A 14,339-nucleotide genomic window follows, 5' to 3' on the forward strand; every position below is an offset into this window, starting at 1 on the left:
TTCAGAGTTATTTGTCATGAAAGAAGTCGAAAAGAACGAAATTAAACGCCTGAGCGACCGCCTGGATCTGATCCGCCATCAGATGGCCGGTCTCTCGCTGGTAGACTCCGCCGAGAAGTACGCCGAGCTTGAGAAAGAGACCGCGAAGCTGGAAGCGGAGATCGAGCGCCTGCGCGAAGTGAAAAGCCAGAAGCTGAGTAAAGAAGCGCAGAAGCTGATGAATATGCCGCACCGCCGCGCCATTACCAAAAAAGAGCAGGCCGATATGGGCAAGCTGAAGAAAAGCGTACGGGGTCTGGTGGTGGTCCACCCGATGACCGAGCTTGGCCGCGAGATGGGCCTGAAAGAGATGACGGGTTTTTGTAAGACGGCGTTCTGATTATTCCCCTCTCTGTGGGTGAGGGCATCAGGCCCCACCCTGCTTTTAATTGGCCCAACCAATTCCCCCTTTCTTTCTTCCCTGGTTCACAAATCCATTATTTCCGCTCACAAAACCATTGCCAGCCCATAACATCTGGTTAACCATTTGTTGTCATTACCCCTACAACACAATATTGGCAGGACCACTTTTACACAGACTGTGACGCAGAGATGAGCGGAGACTCACCCGCAGCATAGGCTGTCTGGTCCCCAGGAGACCTGCATGAGCCTCTGGCAACAAAACTACGACCCGGCCGGGAATATCTGGCTGTCCAGCCTGATCGCATCGCTGCCGATCCTGTTCTTCTTCTTTGCGCTGATTAAGCTCAAGCTGAAGGGCTACCTCGCCGCGACGTATACCGTCGCCATCGCGCTACTGGTGGCGCTGTTCTTCTACAAAATGCCGATCGATCGCGCGCTGGCATCCGTTGTTTACGGTTTCTTCTATGGCCTGTGGCCGATTGCGTGGATCATCATCGCCGCAGTCTTTGTCTATAAAATCTCAGTCAAAACCGGGCAGTTCGACATCATTCGCTCGTCGATTCTCTCCATCACGCCGGACCAGCGCCTGCAGATGCTGATTGTCGGCTTCTCCTTCGGGGCGTTTCTGGAAGGGGCGGCAGGGTTTGGTGCGCCGGTGGCAATCACCGCCGCGCTGCTGGTCGGGCTGGGCTTTAACCCGCTCTATGCCGCCGGTCTTTGCCTGATCGTCAACACCGCGCCGGTGGCGTTTGGTGCGATGGGTATTCCGATTCTGGTCGCAGGCCAGGTGACTGGCCTGGACAGCTTCGAGATTGGTCAGATGGTTGGCCGCCAGCTGCCGTTCCTGACCATTATCGTGCTGTTCTGGATCATGGCGATTATGGACGGCTGGCGCGGCGTGAAGGAGACCTGGCCTGCGGTGATGGTGGCGGGCGGTTCGTTCGCGATTGCCCAGTATCTCAGCTCGAACTTCCTTGGCCCGGAGCTGCCGGACATTATCTCTTCCCTGGTGTCGCTGGTCTGTCTGACGCTGTTCCTGAAACGCTGGCAGCCTGTGCGCATCTTCCGCTTTGCCGATATGGGCGCGTCGCACGTGGATCAGACGCTCGCCCGCACGGGCTATACCGCCGGGCAGATCGTTCGCGCCTGGTCACCGTTCCTGTTCCTGACCGCCACGGTAACGCTGTGGAGCATCCCGCCGTTTAAGGCCCTGTTTGCCCCGGGCGGTGCGCTGTACGACATGGTGATTAACATCTCCGTGCCGTTCCTCGACAAGATGGTCGCCCGTATGCCGCCAGTGGTGCACGACGCCACGCCGTACGCGGCGGTATTTAAGTTTGACTGGTTCTCCGCCACCGGCACGGCCATCCTGTTTGCCGCACTCCTTTCTGTGGTGTGGCTGCGCATGAAGCCGGCCGCCGCGGTACAGACCTTTGCGGCGACCATTAAAGAATTGATGCTGCCGATCTACTCCATCGGCATGGTACTGGCGTTCGCGTTTATCTCGAACTACTCCGGCCTGTCATCAACGCTGGCACTGGCGCTGGCCCATACCGGCCACGCCTTCACCTTCTTCTCGCCGTTCCTCGGCTGGCTGGGGGTGTTCCTGACCGGTTCAGATACCTCGTCTAACGCCCTGTTCGCCGCCCTGCAGGCGACGGCGGCTCAGCAGATTGGCGTCTCTGACGTACTGCTGGTGGCCGCGAATACCACCGGCGGCGTGACCGGGAAGATGATCTCTCCACAGTCCATCGCCATTGCCTGTGCGGCGGTAGGGCTGGTGGGTAAAGAGTCCGACCTGTTCCGTTTTACCGTGAAACACAGCCTGATATTCACCTGCATGGTCGGGGTGATCACCACCCTGCAGGCCTATGTCTTAACCTGGATGATCCCATGATAGTCATGCCCAGACGCCTGTCCGACGAGATTGCCTCTCGCGTGCGGGCGCTGATTGAAGAACAACAGCTGGAAGCGGGCATGAAATTGCCCGCTGAACGTCAACTCGCCGCCCAGCTTGGCGTGTCGCGCAATTCCCTGCGTGAAGCGCTGGCGACGCTGGTCAGCGAAGGAGTACTGGTAAGCCGTCGCGGCGGCGGCACCTTTGTGCGCTGGCAACATGACGACTGGTCCGAGCAAAACATCGTCCAGCCGCTCAAAACCCTGATGGAGAATGACCCGGACTACAGCTTCGACATCCTCGAAGCCCGTCACGCTATCGAAACCAGTACCGCCTGGCATGCGGCCATGCGGGCAACCGAAGCCGACAAAGAGAAGCTCAGGGCCTGCTTCGACGCCACGCAAAGCAGCGACCCGGATATCGCTTCGCAGGCGGATGTCCGCTTTCACCTGGCGATTGCCGAGGCGTCGCACAACGTGGTGCTGCTCCAGACCATGCGCGGTTTTTTCGACCTGCTGCAATCCTCCGTGAAGCAGAGCCGCCAGCGCATGTATCTGGTCCCGCCGGTCTTTGCTCAACTGACCGAACAGCACGAGGCGGTGCTCAACGCCATTCTGGCCGGTGATGCCGAGGCCGCACGCAAGGCGATGATGGCGCATCTGGGCTTCGTCCACACCACCATTAAACGATTTGATGAAGATCAGGCCCGACAGGCGCGTATTACCCGTCTGCCTGGCGACAGTGATATATCCAGGGAGAACAAAGCATGATTATTTCAGCAGCCAGTGACTACCGCGCCGCGGCGCAGCGTATTTTGCCGCCGTTCCTGTTCCACTATATCGACGGCGGGGCCTATGCCGAATATACCCTGCGCCGTAACGTGGAAGATCTGTCGGAGGTGGCTCTGCGTCAGCGCGTGCTGAAGAATATGTCGGATCTGAGCCTTGAGACGAAACTGTTTAACGAAACGCTCTCCATGCCGGTAGCGCTTGCCCCGGTCGGGCTGTGTGGCATGTACGCCCGTCGCGGTGAAGTGCAGGCCGCAGCCGCGGCGGATGCCAAAGGCATCCCGTTTACCCTCTCCACCGTGTCTGTCTGCCCGATTGAAGAGGTCGCCCCGACCATCAAGCGCCCGATGTGGTTCCAGCTGTACGTCCTGCGCGATCGCGGCTTTATGCGTAACGCGCTGGAGCGCGCCAAAGCGGCGGGCTGTTCCACGCTGGTCTTTACCGTTGATATGCCCACCCCCGGCGCGCGCTACCGTGATGCCCACTCCGGCATGAGCGGCCCGAATGCTGCTATGCGTCGTTACTGGCAGGCGGTAACACATCCGCAGTGGGCGTGGGACGTGGGCCTGAATGGCCGTCCACACGATCTGGGTAACATCTCGGCTTATCTCGGTAAACCTACCGGGCTGGAAGATTACATCGGCTGGCTGGCGAACAATTTCGATCCGTCCATCTCCTGGAAAGACCTGGAGTGGATCCGCGAATTCTGGGACGGCCCAATGGTGATCAAAGGGATCCTCGACCCGGACGACGCCCGCGACGCGGTGCGTTTTGGCGCAGACGGGATAGTGGTCTCGAACCACGGCGGACGTCAGCTCGATGGCGTGCTCTCATCCGCACGCGCCCTTCCGGCGATTGCCGATGCGGTTAAAGGCGACATCGCTATCCTCGCCGACAGCGGTATTCGTAACGGGCTGGACGTGGTGCGAATGATTGCGCTGGGTGCCGACAGCGTACTGCTGGGACGCGCTTACCTTTACGCGCTGGCCACCAGCGGCCAGGCAGGGGTAGCAAACCTGCTCAACCTGATTGAGAAAGAGATGAAGGTTGCAATGACTCTCACCGGGGCGAAAACAATCGGCGAGATCAGCAAGGATTCTCTGGTGCAGGAGCTGAGCAAGATCCCTGCGGCTCTGGCACCGCTTACCCACGGAGACGCGGCCTGACCCCCTCCCCTTAACCTACCTTACTCACGCGTCCGATCTCCTCCATCGGGCGCGTTTTTGTGTCGTAAATAACATCTAGATAACATATTAGATAAGAATATTTGACATCCCCCGCCACACGCAATTGTATAGACAAGCAAATACAAGAACACAAAAACAACATCACATCAGAGAGGAGCGTATGGCCTATTCAGGTAAGGTGGATATTCAGCAGGTAATCGACGACAGTTCCTTTTCATGGTTTCACTGGCTACTCATTGTGCTGGGCTTTCTGGTGCTGGCAATCGATGGTTTCGATACAGCGGCAATGGGCTACATTGCCCCGACGCTCTCGGCAGAATGGGGGATCCACAAACAGGATCTGGGGCCGGTACTGAGTGCCGCGCTGCTGGGACTGTCGCTGGGTGCGCTGATCGCAGGTCCGGTATCGGACCGGATGGGCCGCAAGCGCGTGCTGGTCTTTTCGTGTTTATTCTTTGGTCTTGCAAGCCTGGGCGCCGCCTGGGCGCAAACCCTGAACACCCTGACGCTGTGGCGATTTCTCACCGGCCTGGGTTTGGGTGCGGCAATGCCTAACGCCATCACGCTGATCTCAGAGTTTGCCCCTAAGCGCTGTCGCGCCATGGCGATCAATACCATGTACTGCGGTTTTCCTCTGGGCGCGGCGGGCGGTGGGGCAATCTCCTCCTGGCTGATTCCTCACCACGGCTGGCGAAGCGTACTGCTGACCGGCGCAATTGCCCCGCTGATCCTGACGCTGCTGCTGGCGCTGTTTTTGCCGGAGTCGGTGAAGTTTCTGGTTCAGCGTGGAAGAGACGTGATGCAGATCCGCCGTATCGCCAGCCGCTTCGCCCGCGGCACGCTGGATGGCGTGACCGGCTTTTTCCTGGCGGAGGAGCGGGTCGCGTCTAAGAAAGGGAGCGTGGCACAGCTGTTTTCTATGCCCTGGCTGCCCGGCACCCTGATGCTGTGGGTGACCTACTTTATGGGGCTGGTGATTTATTACGTCCTGCTGAGCTGGATGCCGACGCTGATGCTGGGGATGGGTTATCCGCTGGCGGAATCTGCCTGGCTCACCTCGCTGTTCACCTTCGGCGGTACCGCAGGCATTCTTCTCGCCGGGTGGATGATGGACCGCTGGGAGGCGCACAGGGTGGTGGCAGGTGGGTTTATGCTGACCATGGCGCTCATCCTGCTGCTCGGCATGGAGCATAATCACATCGCCCTGTTTGGCGGATTGATTTTCCTGATGGGGATCGCCATGAACGGCGCGCAATCAGGGATGCAAACCCTGGCCGCCACCTTCTACCCAACAGAATGCCGCGCGACGGGTATCGCGTGGATGCAGGGAATTGGCCGTTTTGGTGGCGTGGCGGGTACCATGACCAGCGCGCAGCTTCTCTCCATGCAGTGGCAGGCAGACAGTATTTTGATGATCCTCAGCCTGCCCGCGCTGGTGGCTGCAGGTGCCACCGTCTATAAAATGCTGCGCTGCCGCCCACAGGAACCCGGCGTCGCGTAGTGCCCGTCATTTCTGCTATGCTGCCCCCGCAATTAAGGGGGCAGCATGCTTAACATCGTTTTATTCGAACCAGAAATTCCGCCTAATACCGGCAACATTATCCGCCTGTGCGCCAACACCGGATTTCGCCTGCATATTATCGAGCCGATGGGCTTTACGTGGGATGATAAACGCCTGCGTCGTGCGGGGCTGGATTATCATGAATTTACCGCGGTGGTTCGCCATCATGATTACGCCGCGTTTCTGGAAAGCGAAAAGCCAGAGCGCATGTTTGCCCTGACGACCAAAGGCACGCCCGCGCACAGCGCCGTGAGCTACCAGGCAGGCGACTATCTGATGTTTGGTCCGGAAACCCGCGGCCTGCCGGCCACGATTCTGGACGCCCTGCCCGCTGAGCAGAAAATCCGTATTCCGATGATGCCGGACAGCCGTAGCATGAACCTGTCGAACGCGGTGTCCGTGGTGGTGTATGAAGCCTGGCGCCAGCTGGGGTATCCGGGCGCCATTCTCAGAAGTTAAATGCCGTCACCATACTCAAACGTATGGTGAATGCCGTTGAAGTGCTGATCCATGTCCATCGATGGTTTATCACTGTCTGGCTTACCGACAATGCGCGCCGGTACGCCAGCGGCGGTGGTGTGCGGCGGCACGGGCTGCAGCACCACAGAGCCCGCGCCGATTTTCGCGCCGCGGCCCACTTCGATATTGCCGAGGATTTTGGCACCCGCGCCAATCATCACCCCTTCACGAATTTTCGGATGGCGATCGCCGCTGGTTTTGCCGGTACCGCCCAGGGTAACCGACTGCAGGATCGACACGTCATCTTCAATGACCGCCGTCTCACCGACAACAATCCCGGTGGCATGGTCGAGCATGATCCCCCGGCCAATTTTGGCCGCCGGGTGAATATCAACCTGGAAGGTCACAGAAACCTGGTTTTGCAGGAAAATTGCCAGCGCGCGGCGGCCTTCCTTCCATAACCAGTGGCCGATGCGGTACGCCTGTAAGGCATGAAAACCCTTCAGGTACAGCAGCGGCGTAGAATATTTATCGACCGCCGGATCACGCGTGCGCACGGCCTGAATATCACAGGCGGCAGAGGCGATCATTTCCGGGTCTGCGGCGTAGGCCTCTTCCACCACTTCACGAATGGCGATGGCGGGCATGATTGAAGACGCCAGCTTGTTGGCGAGCATATAGCTCAGGGCACTACCGAGGTTTTCGTGCTTGAGTAACGTTGCATGGTAGAAACTGGCCAGCATCGGCTCACAGTCGGCCAACGCCCGGGCTTCGGCTTTAATATTATTCCAGACGATATCCAGTTCTTCACACGGCATTGCTTACTCCAGACGATAGTATAATGACCAGCCAGTTCTGCGCTGGCTGGGTCATTCAGGTGACAATGGTTCCGACTAGTTACTGCTGCGCTCGTCCTTGCGCGCACGGCCTAATAAGGTCAATGCTGCCTCGCGCGCATTTTTTCCGCAATACAATACCTGATAAATTTCCTCGGTTATTGGCATTTCGACACCAAAACGGTGCGCCAATTCGCGGACTTCTTTGGTATTGCGGTAGCCTTCAACCACCTGACCAATCTTCTCCTGCGCGCCTTTTACATCCATGCCCTGACCGAGCATCATGCCAAAGCGGCGGTTACGCGACTGGTTGTCGGTACAGGTCAGCACCAGATCGCCTAAACCCGCCATCCCCATAAAGGTGGCCGGATCGGCACCCAGTGCCGCCCCGAGACGGGACATCTCGGTTAACCCACGGGTGATCAGCGCAGTACGTGCATTGGCACCAAAGCCAATGCCGTCGGACATCCCGGCGCCAATAGCAATGACGTTCTTCACCGCACCGCCCAGCTGCACGCCGATAAAATCGGGGTTGCTGTAGACGCGGAAACTCTTGCCGCAGTGCAGCAGGTGCTGAAGATCGTCCGCAAAGACAGGATCCGTGGAGGCCAGCGAGATTGCCGTTGGCAGGCCTGCGGCCAGCTCTTTGGCAAACGTTGGGCCGGAGATAACCGCCAGCGGGATCTCGGTACCCAGCACTTCGCGGGCAACGTCCTGCAACAGACGACCGGTTTCGGCTTCCAGTCCCTTCGTTGCCCACACAATGCGTGCATCCGGGCGCATCAGCGGCTTGATCTGCTGTAGCACGTCGCCAAACACATGGCTCGGCACCACAATCAAAATATTGCGGCTGGCTGCCAGCGCGGTCGCAAGGTCGCTTTCCAGGTGCAAGGAGTCAGGGAACGGAACGTCAGGAAGGAACGCCACGTTACAGCGGTCGTGCTGCAGCGTTGCGATATGTTTTGGGTCGTGGCCCCACAGGACCACCTCGTGACCATTTCTTGCCAGCGTGATGGCAAGAGCGGTGCCGTAAGAGCCGGCACCGATCACAGTCATTGACGCATTAACAGTGCTCATCAGGCATCCTGATGTTGTTCAGCACCTTCGCCAGCCTGCTGCTGCAGATAGTTCATGAACAGCGCATCAAAGTTAACTGGCGCAAGGTTCAGTTGCGGGAATGTACCGCGAGAAACCAGGCTGGTGATGCATTCACGCGCATACGGGAACAGGATGTTCGGGCAGTATGCACCCAGGCAATGCGCCATCTGGTTGCCTTCAATACCGCCGATGGAGAAGATACCGCCCTGCTGTACTTCACACAGGAATGCAGTTTCTTCGCCCAGAGAGGCGGTCACGGTCACACGCAGTACGACTTCATACACGTCATCAGCCAGTTGGGTTGATGCGGTATCCAGATCAAGTTTAACCTCTGGCTGCCAATCTTTCTGGAAAACATGTGGCGCATTTGGCGCTTCGAAAGAGACATCCTTGGTGTAGATACGCTGGATCTGGAAAGTCATTTCGGTGTTGTTTTGTTCTGACATGGAAAAACCCTTTTTAAATTGTCCTAAAGTCTCTTAGCTCAGCAGGGGATCGAGTCCACCACGGGCGTCGAGCGCATACAAGTCATCACAGCCGCCAATGTGCTGCGCATCAATAAAAATCTGCGGAACCGTCGTGCGACCACTACGTTGAATCATCTCTTCGCGTTTTATCGCGTCACCATCGATCGGCAGTTCCTGGAACGTTACGCCTTTGCTGTTCAGCAGCGCTTTCGCACGGTGACAGAACGGGCAGGTCGCTTTGGTGTAGATCTCGATATTGGCCATCACTGAACTCCTTATTTACCGCGCACCAAAGGAAGGTTTTCTCCGCTCCAGCCGGAAATGCCTTCTTTCAGTACAGAGACGTTTTCGAAGCCTGCTTTATGTAGCAGGCTAGCAGATTCCTGCGCCTGCATGCCGGTACCGTCAACAACGATAATCGGCTGGGCTTTATGCTTCTCAAGCTCGCCCACGTTGTTGGCTTTGATTTCAGCTGGCAGCAGGTTGATAGCGCCTGCAATGTGCCCTTTGCGGAAATCGTCACGCTGACGCAGATCGACCACGACGGCATCTTCTTTGTTAATCAGACGCGTCGCTTCACCACGGGTGATAACCTTAATCTTAGACGTCAGGCCCTTAAATGTGGTGAACAGCACAGCGGCCAGCAGGCCAATCCACGCGATGCTCAGAACCGGATGGCGGCTAACGAATTGCATAATTTCTTGCATGGAGGGTAACTACTCCCGACTTAGTGATTAAAAAAACCAGGACAGGAGTATACCTGTGCGTTGTGGCAAATACAGCCAGCGACCCTAAGCTAATCCATTTTCTGCGGCATGCCACCTAAAAAAATGCCTCAAAATGGTCGGAGAAGCATCTTGTCCCTGCCCTTTCTTTGATCTTCTGCGGCTATTTGAACGATTCAGCTGTAGTAAAATTACGCAAATTTTTGACTCTTGAGCATGAGGTTGTCGCAATGTCGGTTTCTAAAAAACCTATGGTACTGGTGATTCTGGATGGCTATGGCTACCGTGAAGATCAACAGGATAACGCCATTTTCAACGCTAAAACCCCGGTCATGGATGCGCTGTGGGCGAAACGTCCCCACACTCTGATTGACGCATCCGGCCTGGAAGTGGGTCTGCCGGACCGTCAGATGGGTAACTCTGAAGTCGGTCACGTCAACCTGGGCGCCGGGCGTATCGTCTATCAGGATCTGACGCGTCTGGATGTTGAAATCAAAGAACGCACCTTCTTCGCCAACCCTGTGCTGTGTGGTGCGGTGGATAAAGCCGTTGCCGCAGGCAAAGCCGTGCATATCATGGGTCTGCTGTCTGCCGGCGGCGTTCATAGCCATGAAGATCATATTATGGCGATGGTTGAACTGGCCGCTGAGCGCGGTGCGGAAAAAATCTACCTGCACGCGTTCCTGGATGGCCGCGATACGCCACCGCGTAGCGCTAAAGGTTCGCTGGAAGCCTTCGAAGAGAAATTTGCCGCACTGGGCAAAGGCCGCGTGGCATCTATTATTGGCCGCTACTACGCCATGGATCGCGATAATCGCTGGGATCGTGTGGAACAGGCCTATGACCTGATGACGCTGGCAAAAGGCGAGTTCCAGTTTGCGACTGCCGTTGAGGGCCTTGAAGCCGCGTACGCGCGCGATGAAAACGACGAATTCGTTAAAGCGACCGTCATTCGCGCAGAAGGCCAGGCTGATGCCGCCATGGAAGATGGCGACGCGCTGATCTTCATGAACTTCCGTGCTGACCGTGCGCGTGAAATCACCCGCGCATTCGTTAACAGCGATTTCGACGGTTTCGCCCGTAAGAAAGCGGTGAACATCAACTTCATCCAGTTGACCGAGTACGCCGCAGACATCAACGCCCCATGCGCTTACCCACCGGCTTCACTGGCCAATACCTTCGGTGAGTGGATGGCGAAAAACGATAAGACGCAGTTGCGTATCTCCGAAACCGAGAAATATGCCCACGTCACCTTCTTCTTTAACGGCGGTGTAGAAGAGCCGTTCAAAGGCGAAGATCGCATTCTGATTAATTCACCAAAAGTCGCTACCTATGACCTGCAGCCAGAGATGAGCTCTGCGGAATTGACCGAAAAACTGGTTGCGGCGATCGTTAGCGGTAAATACGACACCATCATCTGTAACTATCCGAACGGTGACATGGTGGGTCATACCGGGGTGATGGAAGCGGCTATTAAAGCGGTTGAAGCGCTGGATCACTGCGTTGAGCAGGTTGCCAAAGCGGTTGAATCCGTTGGCGGCCAGCTGCTGATTACCGCTGACCACGGTAACGCAGAGCAGATGCGCGACCCGGCAACCGGACAGGCGCATACGGCCCACACCAACCTGCCGGTTCCGCTGATTTATGTAGGTGATAAAGCACTGAAAGCAGTGGAAGGCGGCAAGCTTTCTGACATCGCGCCAACCATGTTGTCGCTGATGGGTATGCCGATCCCTGAAGAGATGACTGGTAAGCCGCTGTTCATCGTGGAATAATCGCTCCCCATGAGGGGAAAGGCGATTTTTTCAATCACATGGGTCGTGAAACCGCTTAGGTTATCAATCAGACCTCTGTTTTACGCCAGCGCACTCAGCGCTGGCGTATTGCTGTGCGCCGCATCCGCCCACGCGGATGATCGCGACCAGCTGAAATCCATTCAGGCCGATATCGCCGCCAAAGAGCGTGCGGTACGTCAGCAGCAACAGCAACGCGCGTCGCTGCTTGCTCAGCTTAAGCAGCAGGAAGAGGCGATCTCCGCCGCCGCACGTAAGCTCCGCGAAACACAAAACACCCTCTCCCAGTTGAATAAACAGATCGACGAGATGAACGCGTCGATTGCCAAGCTGGAACGTCAGCGCGATGCGCAGGAACGTAATCTTGCGGCGCAACTTGACGCCGCATTCCGCCAGGGTGAACACACCGGCCTTCAGCTGATCCTCAGCGGTGAAGAGAGCCAGCGCGGTCAGCGCCTGCAGGCCTATTTCGGCTATCTGAACCAGGCGCGTCAGGAGACTATCGCGCAGCTAAAACAGACGCGCGAAGAGGTCACCACGCAAAAAGCCGAGCTGGAAGAGAAGCAGAGCCAGCAGCAGACGCTGCTCTACGAACAGCAGGCCCAGCAGGCAAAGCTCGAGCAGGCTCGCAACGAACGTAAGAAAACCCTTTCCGGGCTTGAATCCTCCATTCAGGCTGGTCAGAGCCAGTTGAGCGAAATGCGCGCCAACGAATCGAAGCTGCGTAACAGCATCGCCCGAGCGGAGGCCGCGGCAAAAGCCCGCGCTGAAAAAGAGGCTCGCGAGGCGCAGGCCGTTCGCGATAAGCAGCAGGAAGCCTCCCGTAAAGGCACGACCTATAAACCAAGCGAAAGCGAACGCTCATTGATGTCACGAACCGGTGGCCTGGGCTCCCCTCGCGGTCAGGCTTACTGGCCCGTTCGCGGTACAATTCTGCATCGTTATGGCGAACAGCTGCAGGGTGAACTACGTTGGAAAGGGATAGTTATCGGTGCGTCTGAAGGTAGCGAAGTGAAAGCCATCGCCGATGGCCGCGTGATCCTGGCCGACTGGCTGCAGGGTTACGGGCTTGTGGTAGTGGTTGAGCACGGTAAAGGCGACATGAGCCTCTACGGTTACAACCAGAGCGCACTGGTCAGCGTTGGCACTCAGGTGCGCGCGGGTCAACCCATCGCCCTTGTGGGCAGCAGTGGCGGTCAGGGCCGCCCGTCACTCTATTTCGAAATTCGTCGCCAGGGTCAGGCGGTCAATCCACAGCCGTGGTTGGGAAGATAAGTTTTGCTTCAATTTCGTCGAATTGTTCTCTCCGTCGCCAGCGCACTGGCGCTGGTCGCACCGGTATACGCCGGTAAACTCGCCATTGTGATTGATGACTTCGGTTATCGTCCGCACTATGAAAATCAGGTGCTGGCGATGCCGGCAGCCATTTCTGTCGCCGTCCTCCCGAATGCGCCACACGCGCGTGAGATGGCGACCAAGGCCCACAACAGCGGCCACCAGGTATTGATCCATCTGCCGATGGCCCCCATCAGCAAACAACCGCTGGAAAAAGATACTCTGCGCCCTGAGATGAGCAGCGATGAGATCGATCGCATTATCCGCGACGCTTACAACAAAGTGCCGTATGCCGTGGGGTTAAACAACCATATGGGCAGCGCGATGACATCCAGCCTGTACGGGATGCTCAAAGTGATGCAGGCGCTGGAGCGTTACAACCTCTACTTCCTCGACAGCATGACCATCGGCAACAGTCAGGCGATGCGTGCCGCGCAGGGAACGGGGGTGAAGGTGATTAAGCGCAAGGTGTTCCTTGACGATACGCAGAACGAAGCGGACATTCGCGTGCAGTTTAATCGCGCTGTGCAGCTGGCCCGCCGCAATGGCTCCGCGATTGCCATCGGCCACCCGCATCCGTCGACCGTTCGCGTCCTGCAGCAAATGCTGCCGACCTTGCCTTCGGATATCACGCTGGTCCGCCCGAGCGATCTCCTGAACGAACCACAGGTTGATACGTCGACGCCGAACCAGGGGAAACCAGGGTTATCAGCGCCGCGTAACCCGTTCCGCGGCGTAAAACGCTGTGTGCCGAAACAAGCCCCTGAACCGGTTTATGCGACCCGGTTCTTCTCTGTGATTGGTGAAAGCATGAGTCAGAGTACGCTGGTGCAATATTTTCAACATCAGTGGCAAGGCTGGGGTAAGAAAGCCTGATCGGCTAACGCTTATTCTGTAATGTGAGAGTCCGTTTGCTCTTTTGTAACGGGCTCTTTTCTTTCCTGATATTGATACCAGGCTTTGAAATACTTCAAAAAACTGTAGGCCGTGGCATACAAGCCTGTTGCTGCCCCCACTCTTCCCTGACGCCAGGCACCACTGAACAGATACCATTTGAAAAAGGCGCCGATGGCGCTGATCACACCTCGACCGATAGAGGGGCGTATCGTTTGATATTGAACCAGGCGGGTTGTATAACCATTCAATTTGCTAAAAAGTTCATGCAATGTGTGAAATGTATCATGTCTGACGTAACCGGGAATGCGTTCAGAGTGGCGAAAACCTTCTACCTTATCGTCTACGGGTCTGTTATTAAATCGTGCCTGCTTACGGTTAAAAAGTCGTACCGGGAAATCAGGAGAAGAGACAGGATATAATGTTCGGACTTTTTCGCCCAAAACATACCAGTGACGACATATCCGCCATGCCATTTCAGGATCGGGTTCGTCACCCCTTTTTAATTTTAAAATAGCATCAACAGTGTCTGAATCGAGAATTTCATCACTGTCGATGCACAGGACCCAGTCATGACTCGCTAATGACACGGCATGGTTCATCTGCTCGCCATGCCAGCCATATTTTTTGTAGACCGGCGACAAACCATAACTCTGGCAAATATGTAGTGTATTATCTGTGCTTCCGGAATCAACAATGACGATTTCATCCGCTATTTTTAAAAGAGGCGGAATTACGTCACGTAACAACCTTTCTGAGTTGAAAGTTAATAAGCAGACCGTTATTTTAAACATTTTTCCACTCACTCAATAACAGCATAAATTTTTTCATTAATACTATCTAAATGAGAAGAGACGATTAAAGTCTTAAATCACACTTTTAAAATAATCGTGTTTG

At 56.3% G+C, this 14,339-nt stretch carries 15 protein-coding genes; 9 read left to right on the plus strand and 6 right to left on the minus strand.

Annotation, left to right across the window (positions count from 1 at the left end; all coding sequences use genetic code 11):
- Positions 1-16: 16 nt before the first annotated feature.
- From M8370_RS06370 to trmL, 6 genes are all read left to right on the plus strand, one after another.
- Positions 17-379 carry a YibL family ribosome-associated protein gene (locus M8370_RS06370; RefSeq protein ID WP_023621173.1) on the plus strand — a complete coding sequence of 121 codons (363 nt, stop codon included), beginning with the start codon at positions 17-19 and terminating at the stop codon, positions 377-379.
- A gap of 264 nt (positions 380-643) precedes the next feature.
- Positions 644-2,299 carry an L-lactate permease gene (gene lldP / locus M8370_RS06375; protein ID WP_023621174.1) on the plus strand — a complete coding sequence of 552 codons (1,656 nt, stop codon included), beginning with the start codon at positions 644-646 and terminating at the stop codon, positions 2,297-2,299.
- Positions 2,296-3,069, plus strand: coding sequence for a transcriptional regulator LldR (gene lldR / locus M8370_RS06380; protein WP_020686511.1), 774 nt, complete (start codon positions 2,296-2,298; stop codon positions 3,067-3,069). The genes lldP and lldR overlap by 4 nt, the downstream gene beginning before the upstream one ends.
- Positions 3,066-4,253 (plus strand): FMN-dependent L-lactate dehydrogenase LldD, encoded by a 1,188-nt coding sequence (gene lldD / locus M8370_RS06385; RefSeq protein WP_013094925.1) that lies wholly within the window; start codon positions 3,066-3,068, stop codon positions 4,251-4,253. Before lldR ends, lldD begins: the two co-directional genes overlap by 4 nt.
- A gap of 181 nt (positions 4,254-4,434) precedes the next feature.
- A complete protein-coding gene (locus tag M8370_RS06390) occupies positions 4,435-5,775 on the plus strand; it encodes an MFS transporter (RefSeq protein WP_020686509.1) in 1,341 nt (446 codons plus the stop codon).
- 45 nt (positions 5,776-5,820) lie between these two features.
- On the plus strand, positions 5,821-6,294 hold the full coding sequence (trmL, locus tag M8370_RS06395) for a tRNA (uridine(34)/cytosine(34)/5-carboxymethylaminomethyluridine(34)-2'-O)-methyltransferase TrmL (protein ID WP_013094923.1): 474 nt from the start codon (positions 5,821-5,823) through the stop codon (positions 6,292-6,294).
- Here the strand turns inward: trmL and cysE are convergent.
- The 5 genes from cysE to M8370_RS06420 form a co-directional block, all read right to left on the minus strand.
- Positions 6,291-7,112 (minus strand): serine O-acetyltransferase, encoded by an 822-nt coding sequence (gene cysE / locus M8370_RS06400; RefSeq protein WP_013094922.1) that lies wholly within the window; start codon positions 7,110-7,112, stop codon positions 6,291-6,293. The two genes, trmL and cysE, sit on opposite strands and share 4 nt — an antisense overlap.
- Positions 7,113-7,187: 75 nt before the next feature.
- Entirely contained in the window at positions 7,188-8,207 is a 1,020-nt protein-coding gene (gene gpsA / locus M8370_RS06405; protein WP_020686508.1) for an NAD(P)H-dependent glycerol-3-phosphate dehydrogenase, read from the minus strand.
- Positions 8,207-8,674, minus strand: coding sequence for a protein-export chaperone SecB (gene secB, locus M8370_RS06410; RefSeq protein ID WP_003860835.1), 468 nt, complete (start codon positions 8,672-8,674; stop codon positions 8,207-8,209). Before secB ends, gpsA begins: the two co-directional genes overlap by 1 nt.
- A 33-nt stretch (positions 8,675-8,707) precedes the next feature.
- On the minus strand, positions 8,708-8,959 hold the full coding sequence (gene grxC / locus M8370_RS06415) for a glutaredoxin 3 (protein WP_010426371.1): 252 nt from the start codon (positions 8,957-8,959) through the stop codon (positions 8,708-8,710).
- Positions 8,960-8,970: 11 nt separating this feature from the next.
- The gene (locus tag M8370_RS06420; RefSeq protein ID WP_013094920.1) at positions 8,971-9,402 is read right to left on the minus strand and encodes a rhodanese-like domain-containing protein; all 432 of its coding nucleotides are present in this window, start codon (positions 9,400-9,402) and stop codon (positions 8,971-8,973) included.
- A 248-nt stretch (positions 9,403-9,650) separates the two neighbouring features.
- On the opposite strand from M8370_RS06420, the gene gpmM reads away from it, so the two are divergent.
- The 3 genes from gpmM to M8370_RS06435 are packed head-to-tail and all read left to right on the plus strand — an operon-like array spanning position 9,651 to position 13,424.
- Positions 9,651-11,195, plus strand: coding sequence for a 2,3-bisphosphoglycerate-independent phosphoglycerate mutase (gpmM, locus tag M8370_RS06425; RefSeq protein ID WP_058650592.1), 1,545 nt, complete (start codon positions 9,651-9,653; stop codon positions 11,193-11,195).
- Between the two features lie 33 nt (positions 11,196-11,228).
- On the plus strand, positions 11,229-12,488 hold the full coding sequence (gene envC / locus M8370_RS06430) for a murein hydrolase activator EnvC (protein ID WP_246932297.1): 1,260 nt from the start codon (positions 11,229-11,231) through the stop codon (positions 12,486-12,488).
- 3 nt (positions 12,489-12,491) lie between these two features.
- Positions 12,492-13,424 carry a divergent polysaccharide deacetylase family protein gene (locus M8370_RS06435; protein WP_250020678.1) on the plus strand — a complete coding sequence of 311 codons (933 nt, stop codon included), beginning with the start codon at positions 12,492-12,494 and terminating at the stop codon, positions 13,422-13,424.
- A gap of 11 nt (positions 13,425-13,435) precedes the next feature.
- Here the strand turns inward: M8370_RS06435 and M8370_RS06440 are convergent, their stop codons facing one another.
- Positions 13,436-14,236, minus strand: a complete 801-nt coding sequence (locus M8370_RS06440; RefSeq protein ID WP_246932258.1) for a glycosyltransferase family 2 protein — start codon at positions 14,234-14,236, stop codon at positions 13,436-13,438.
- Positions 14,237-14,339 lie beyond the last annotated feature (103 nt).

It is taken from the genome of Enterobacter cloacae complex sp. OE43NF, from assembly GCF_023544405.1.
GTDB classification, from domain to species: domain Bacteria; phylum Pseudomonadota; class Gammaproteobacteria; order Enterobacterales; family Enterobacteriaceae; genus Enterobacter; species Enterobacter cloacae.

What these genes read in the sequence shown, in the direction of transcription:
- grxC (WP_010426371.1), bottom strand. Translation starts at nt 8,959, where the DNA reads ATGGCCAATATCGAGATCTACACCAAAGCGACCTGCCCGTTCTGTCAC.
- gpsA (WP_020686508.1), bottom strand. Translation starts at nt 8,207, where the DNA reads ATGAGCACTGTTAATGCGTCAATGACTGTGATCGGTGCCGGCTCTTAC.
- lldR (WP_020686511.1), top strand. Translation starts at nt 2,296, where the DNA reads ATGATAGTCATGCCCAGACGCCTGTCCGACGAGATTGCCTCTCGCGTG.
- M8370_RS06420 (WP_013094920.1), bottom strand. Translation starts at nt 9,402, where the DNA reads ATGCAAGAAATTATGCAATTCGTTAGCCGCCATCCGGTTCTGAGCATC.
- cysE (WP_013094922.1), bottom strand. Translation starts at nt 7,112, where the DNA reads ATGCCGTGTGAAGAACTGGATATCGTCTGGAATAATATTAAAGCCGAA.
- M8370_RS06440 (WP_246932258.1), bottom strand. Translation starts at nt 14,236, where the DNA reads ATGTTTAAAATAACGGTCTGCTTATTAACTTTCAACTCAGAAAGGTTG.
- trmL (WP_013094923.1), top strand. Translation starts at nt 5,821, where the DNA reads ATGCTTAACATCGTTTTATTCGAACCAGAAATTCCGCCTAATACCGGC.
- lldD (WP_013094925.1), top strand. Translation starts at nt 3,066, where the DNA reads ATGATTATTTCAGCAGCCAGTGACTACCGCGCCGCGGCGCAGCGTATT.
- M8370_RS06390 (WP_020686509.1), top strand. Translation starts at nt 4,435, where the DNA reads ATGGCCTATTCAGGTAAGGTGGATATTCAGCAGGTAATCGACGACAGT.
- secB (WP_003860835.1), bottom strand. Translation starts at nt 8,674, where the DNA reads ATGTCAGAACAAAACAACACCGAAATGACTTTCCAGATCCAGCGTATC.
- gpmM (WP_058650592.1), top strand. Translation starts at nt 9,651, where the DNA reads ATGTCGGTTTCTAAAAAACCTATGGTACTGGTGATTCTGGATGGCTAT.
- lldP (WP_023621174.1), top strand. Translation starts at nt 644, where the DNA reads ATGAGCCTCTGGCAACAAAACTACGACCCGGCCGGGAATATCTGGCTG.
- M8370_RS06370 (WP_023621173.1), top strand. Translation starts at nt 17, where the DNA reads ATGAAAGAAGTCGAAAAGAACGAAATTAAACGCCTGAGCGACCGCCTG.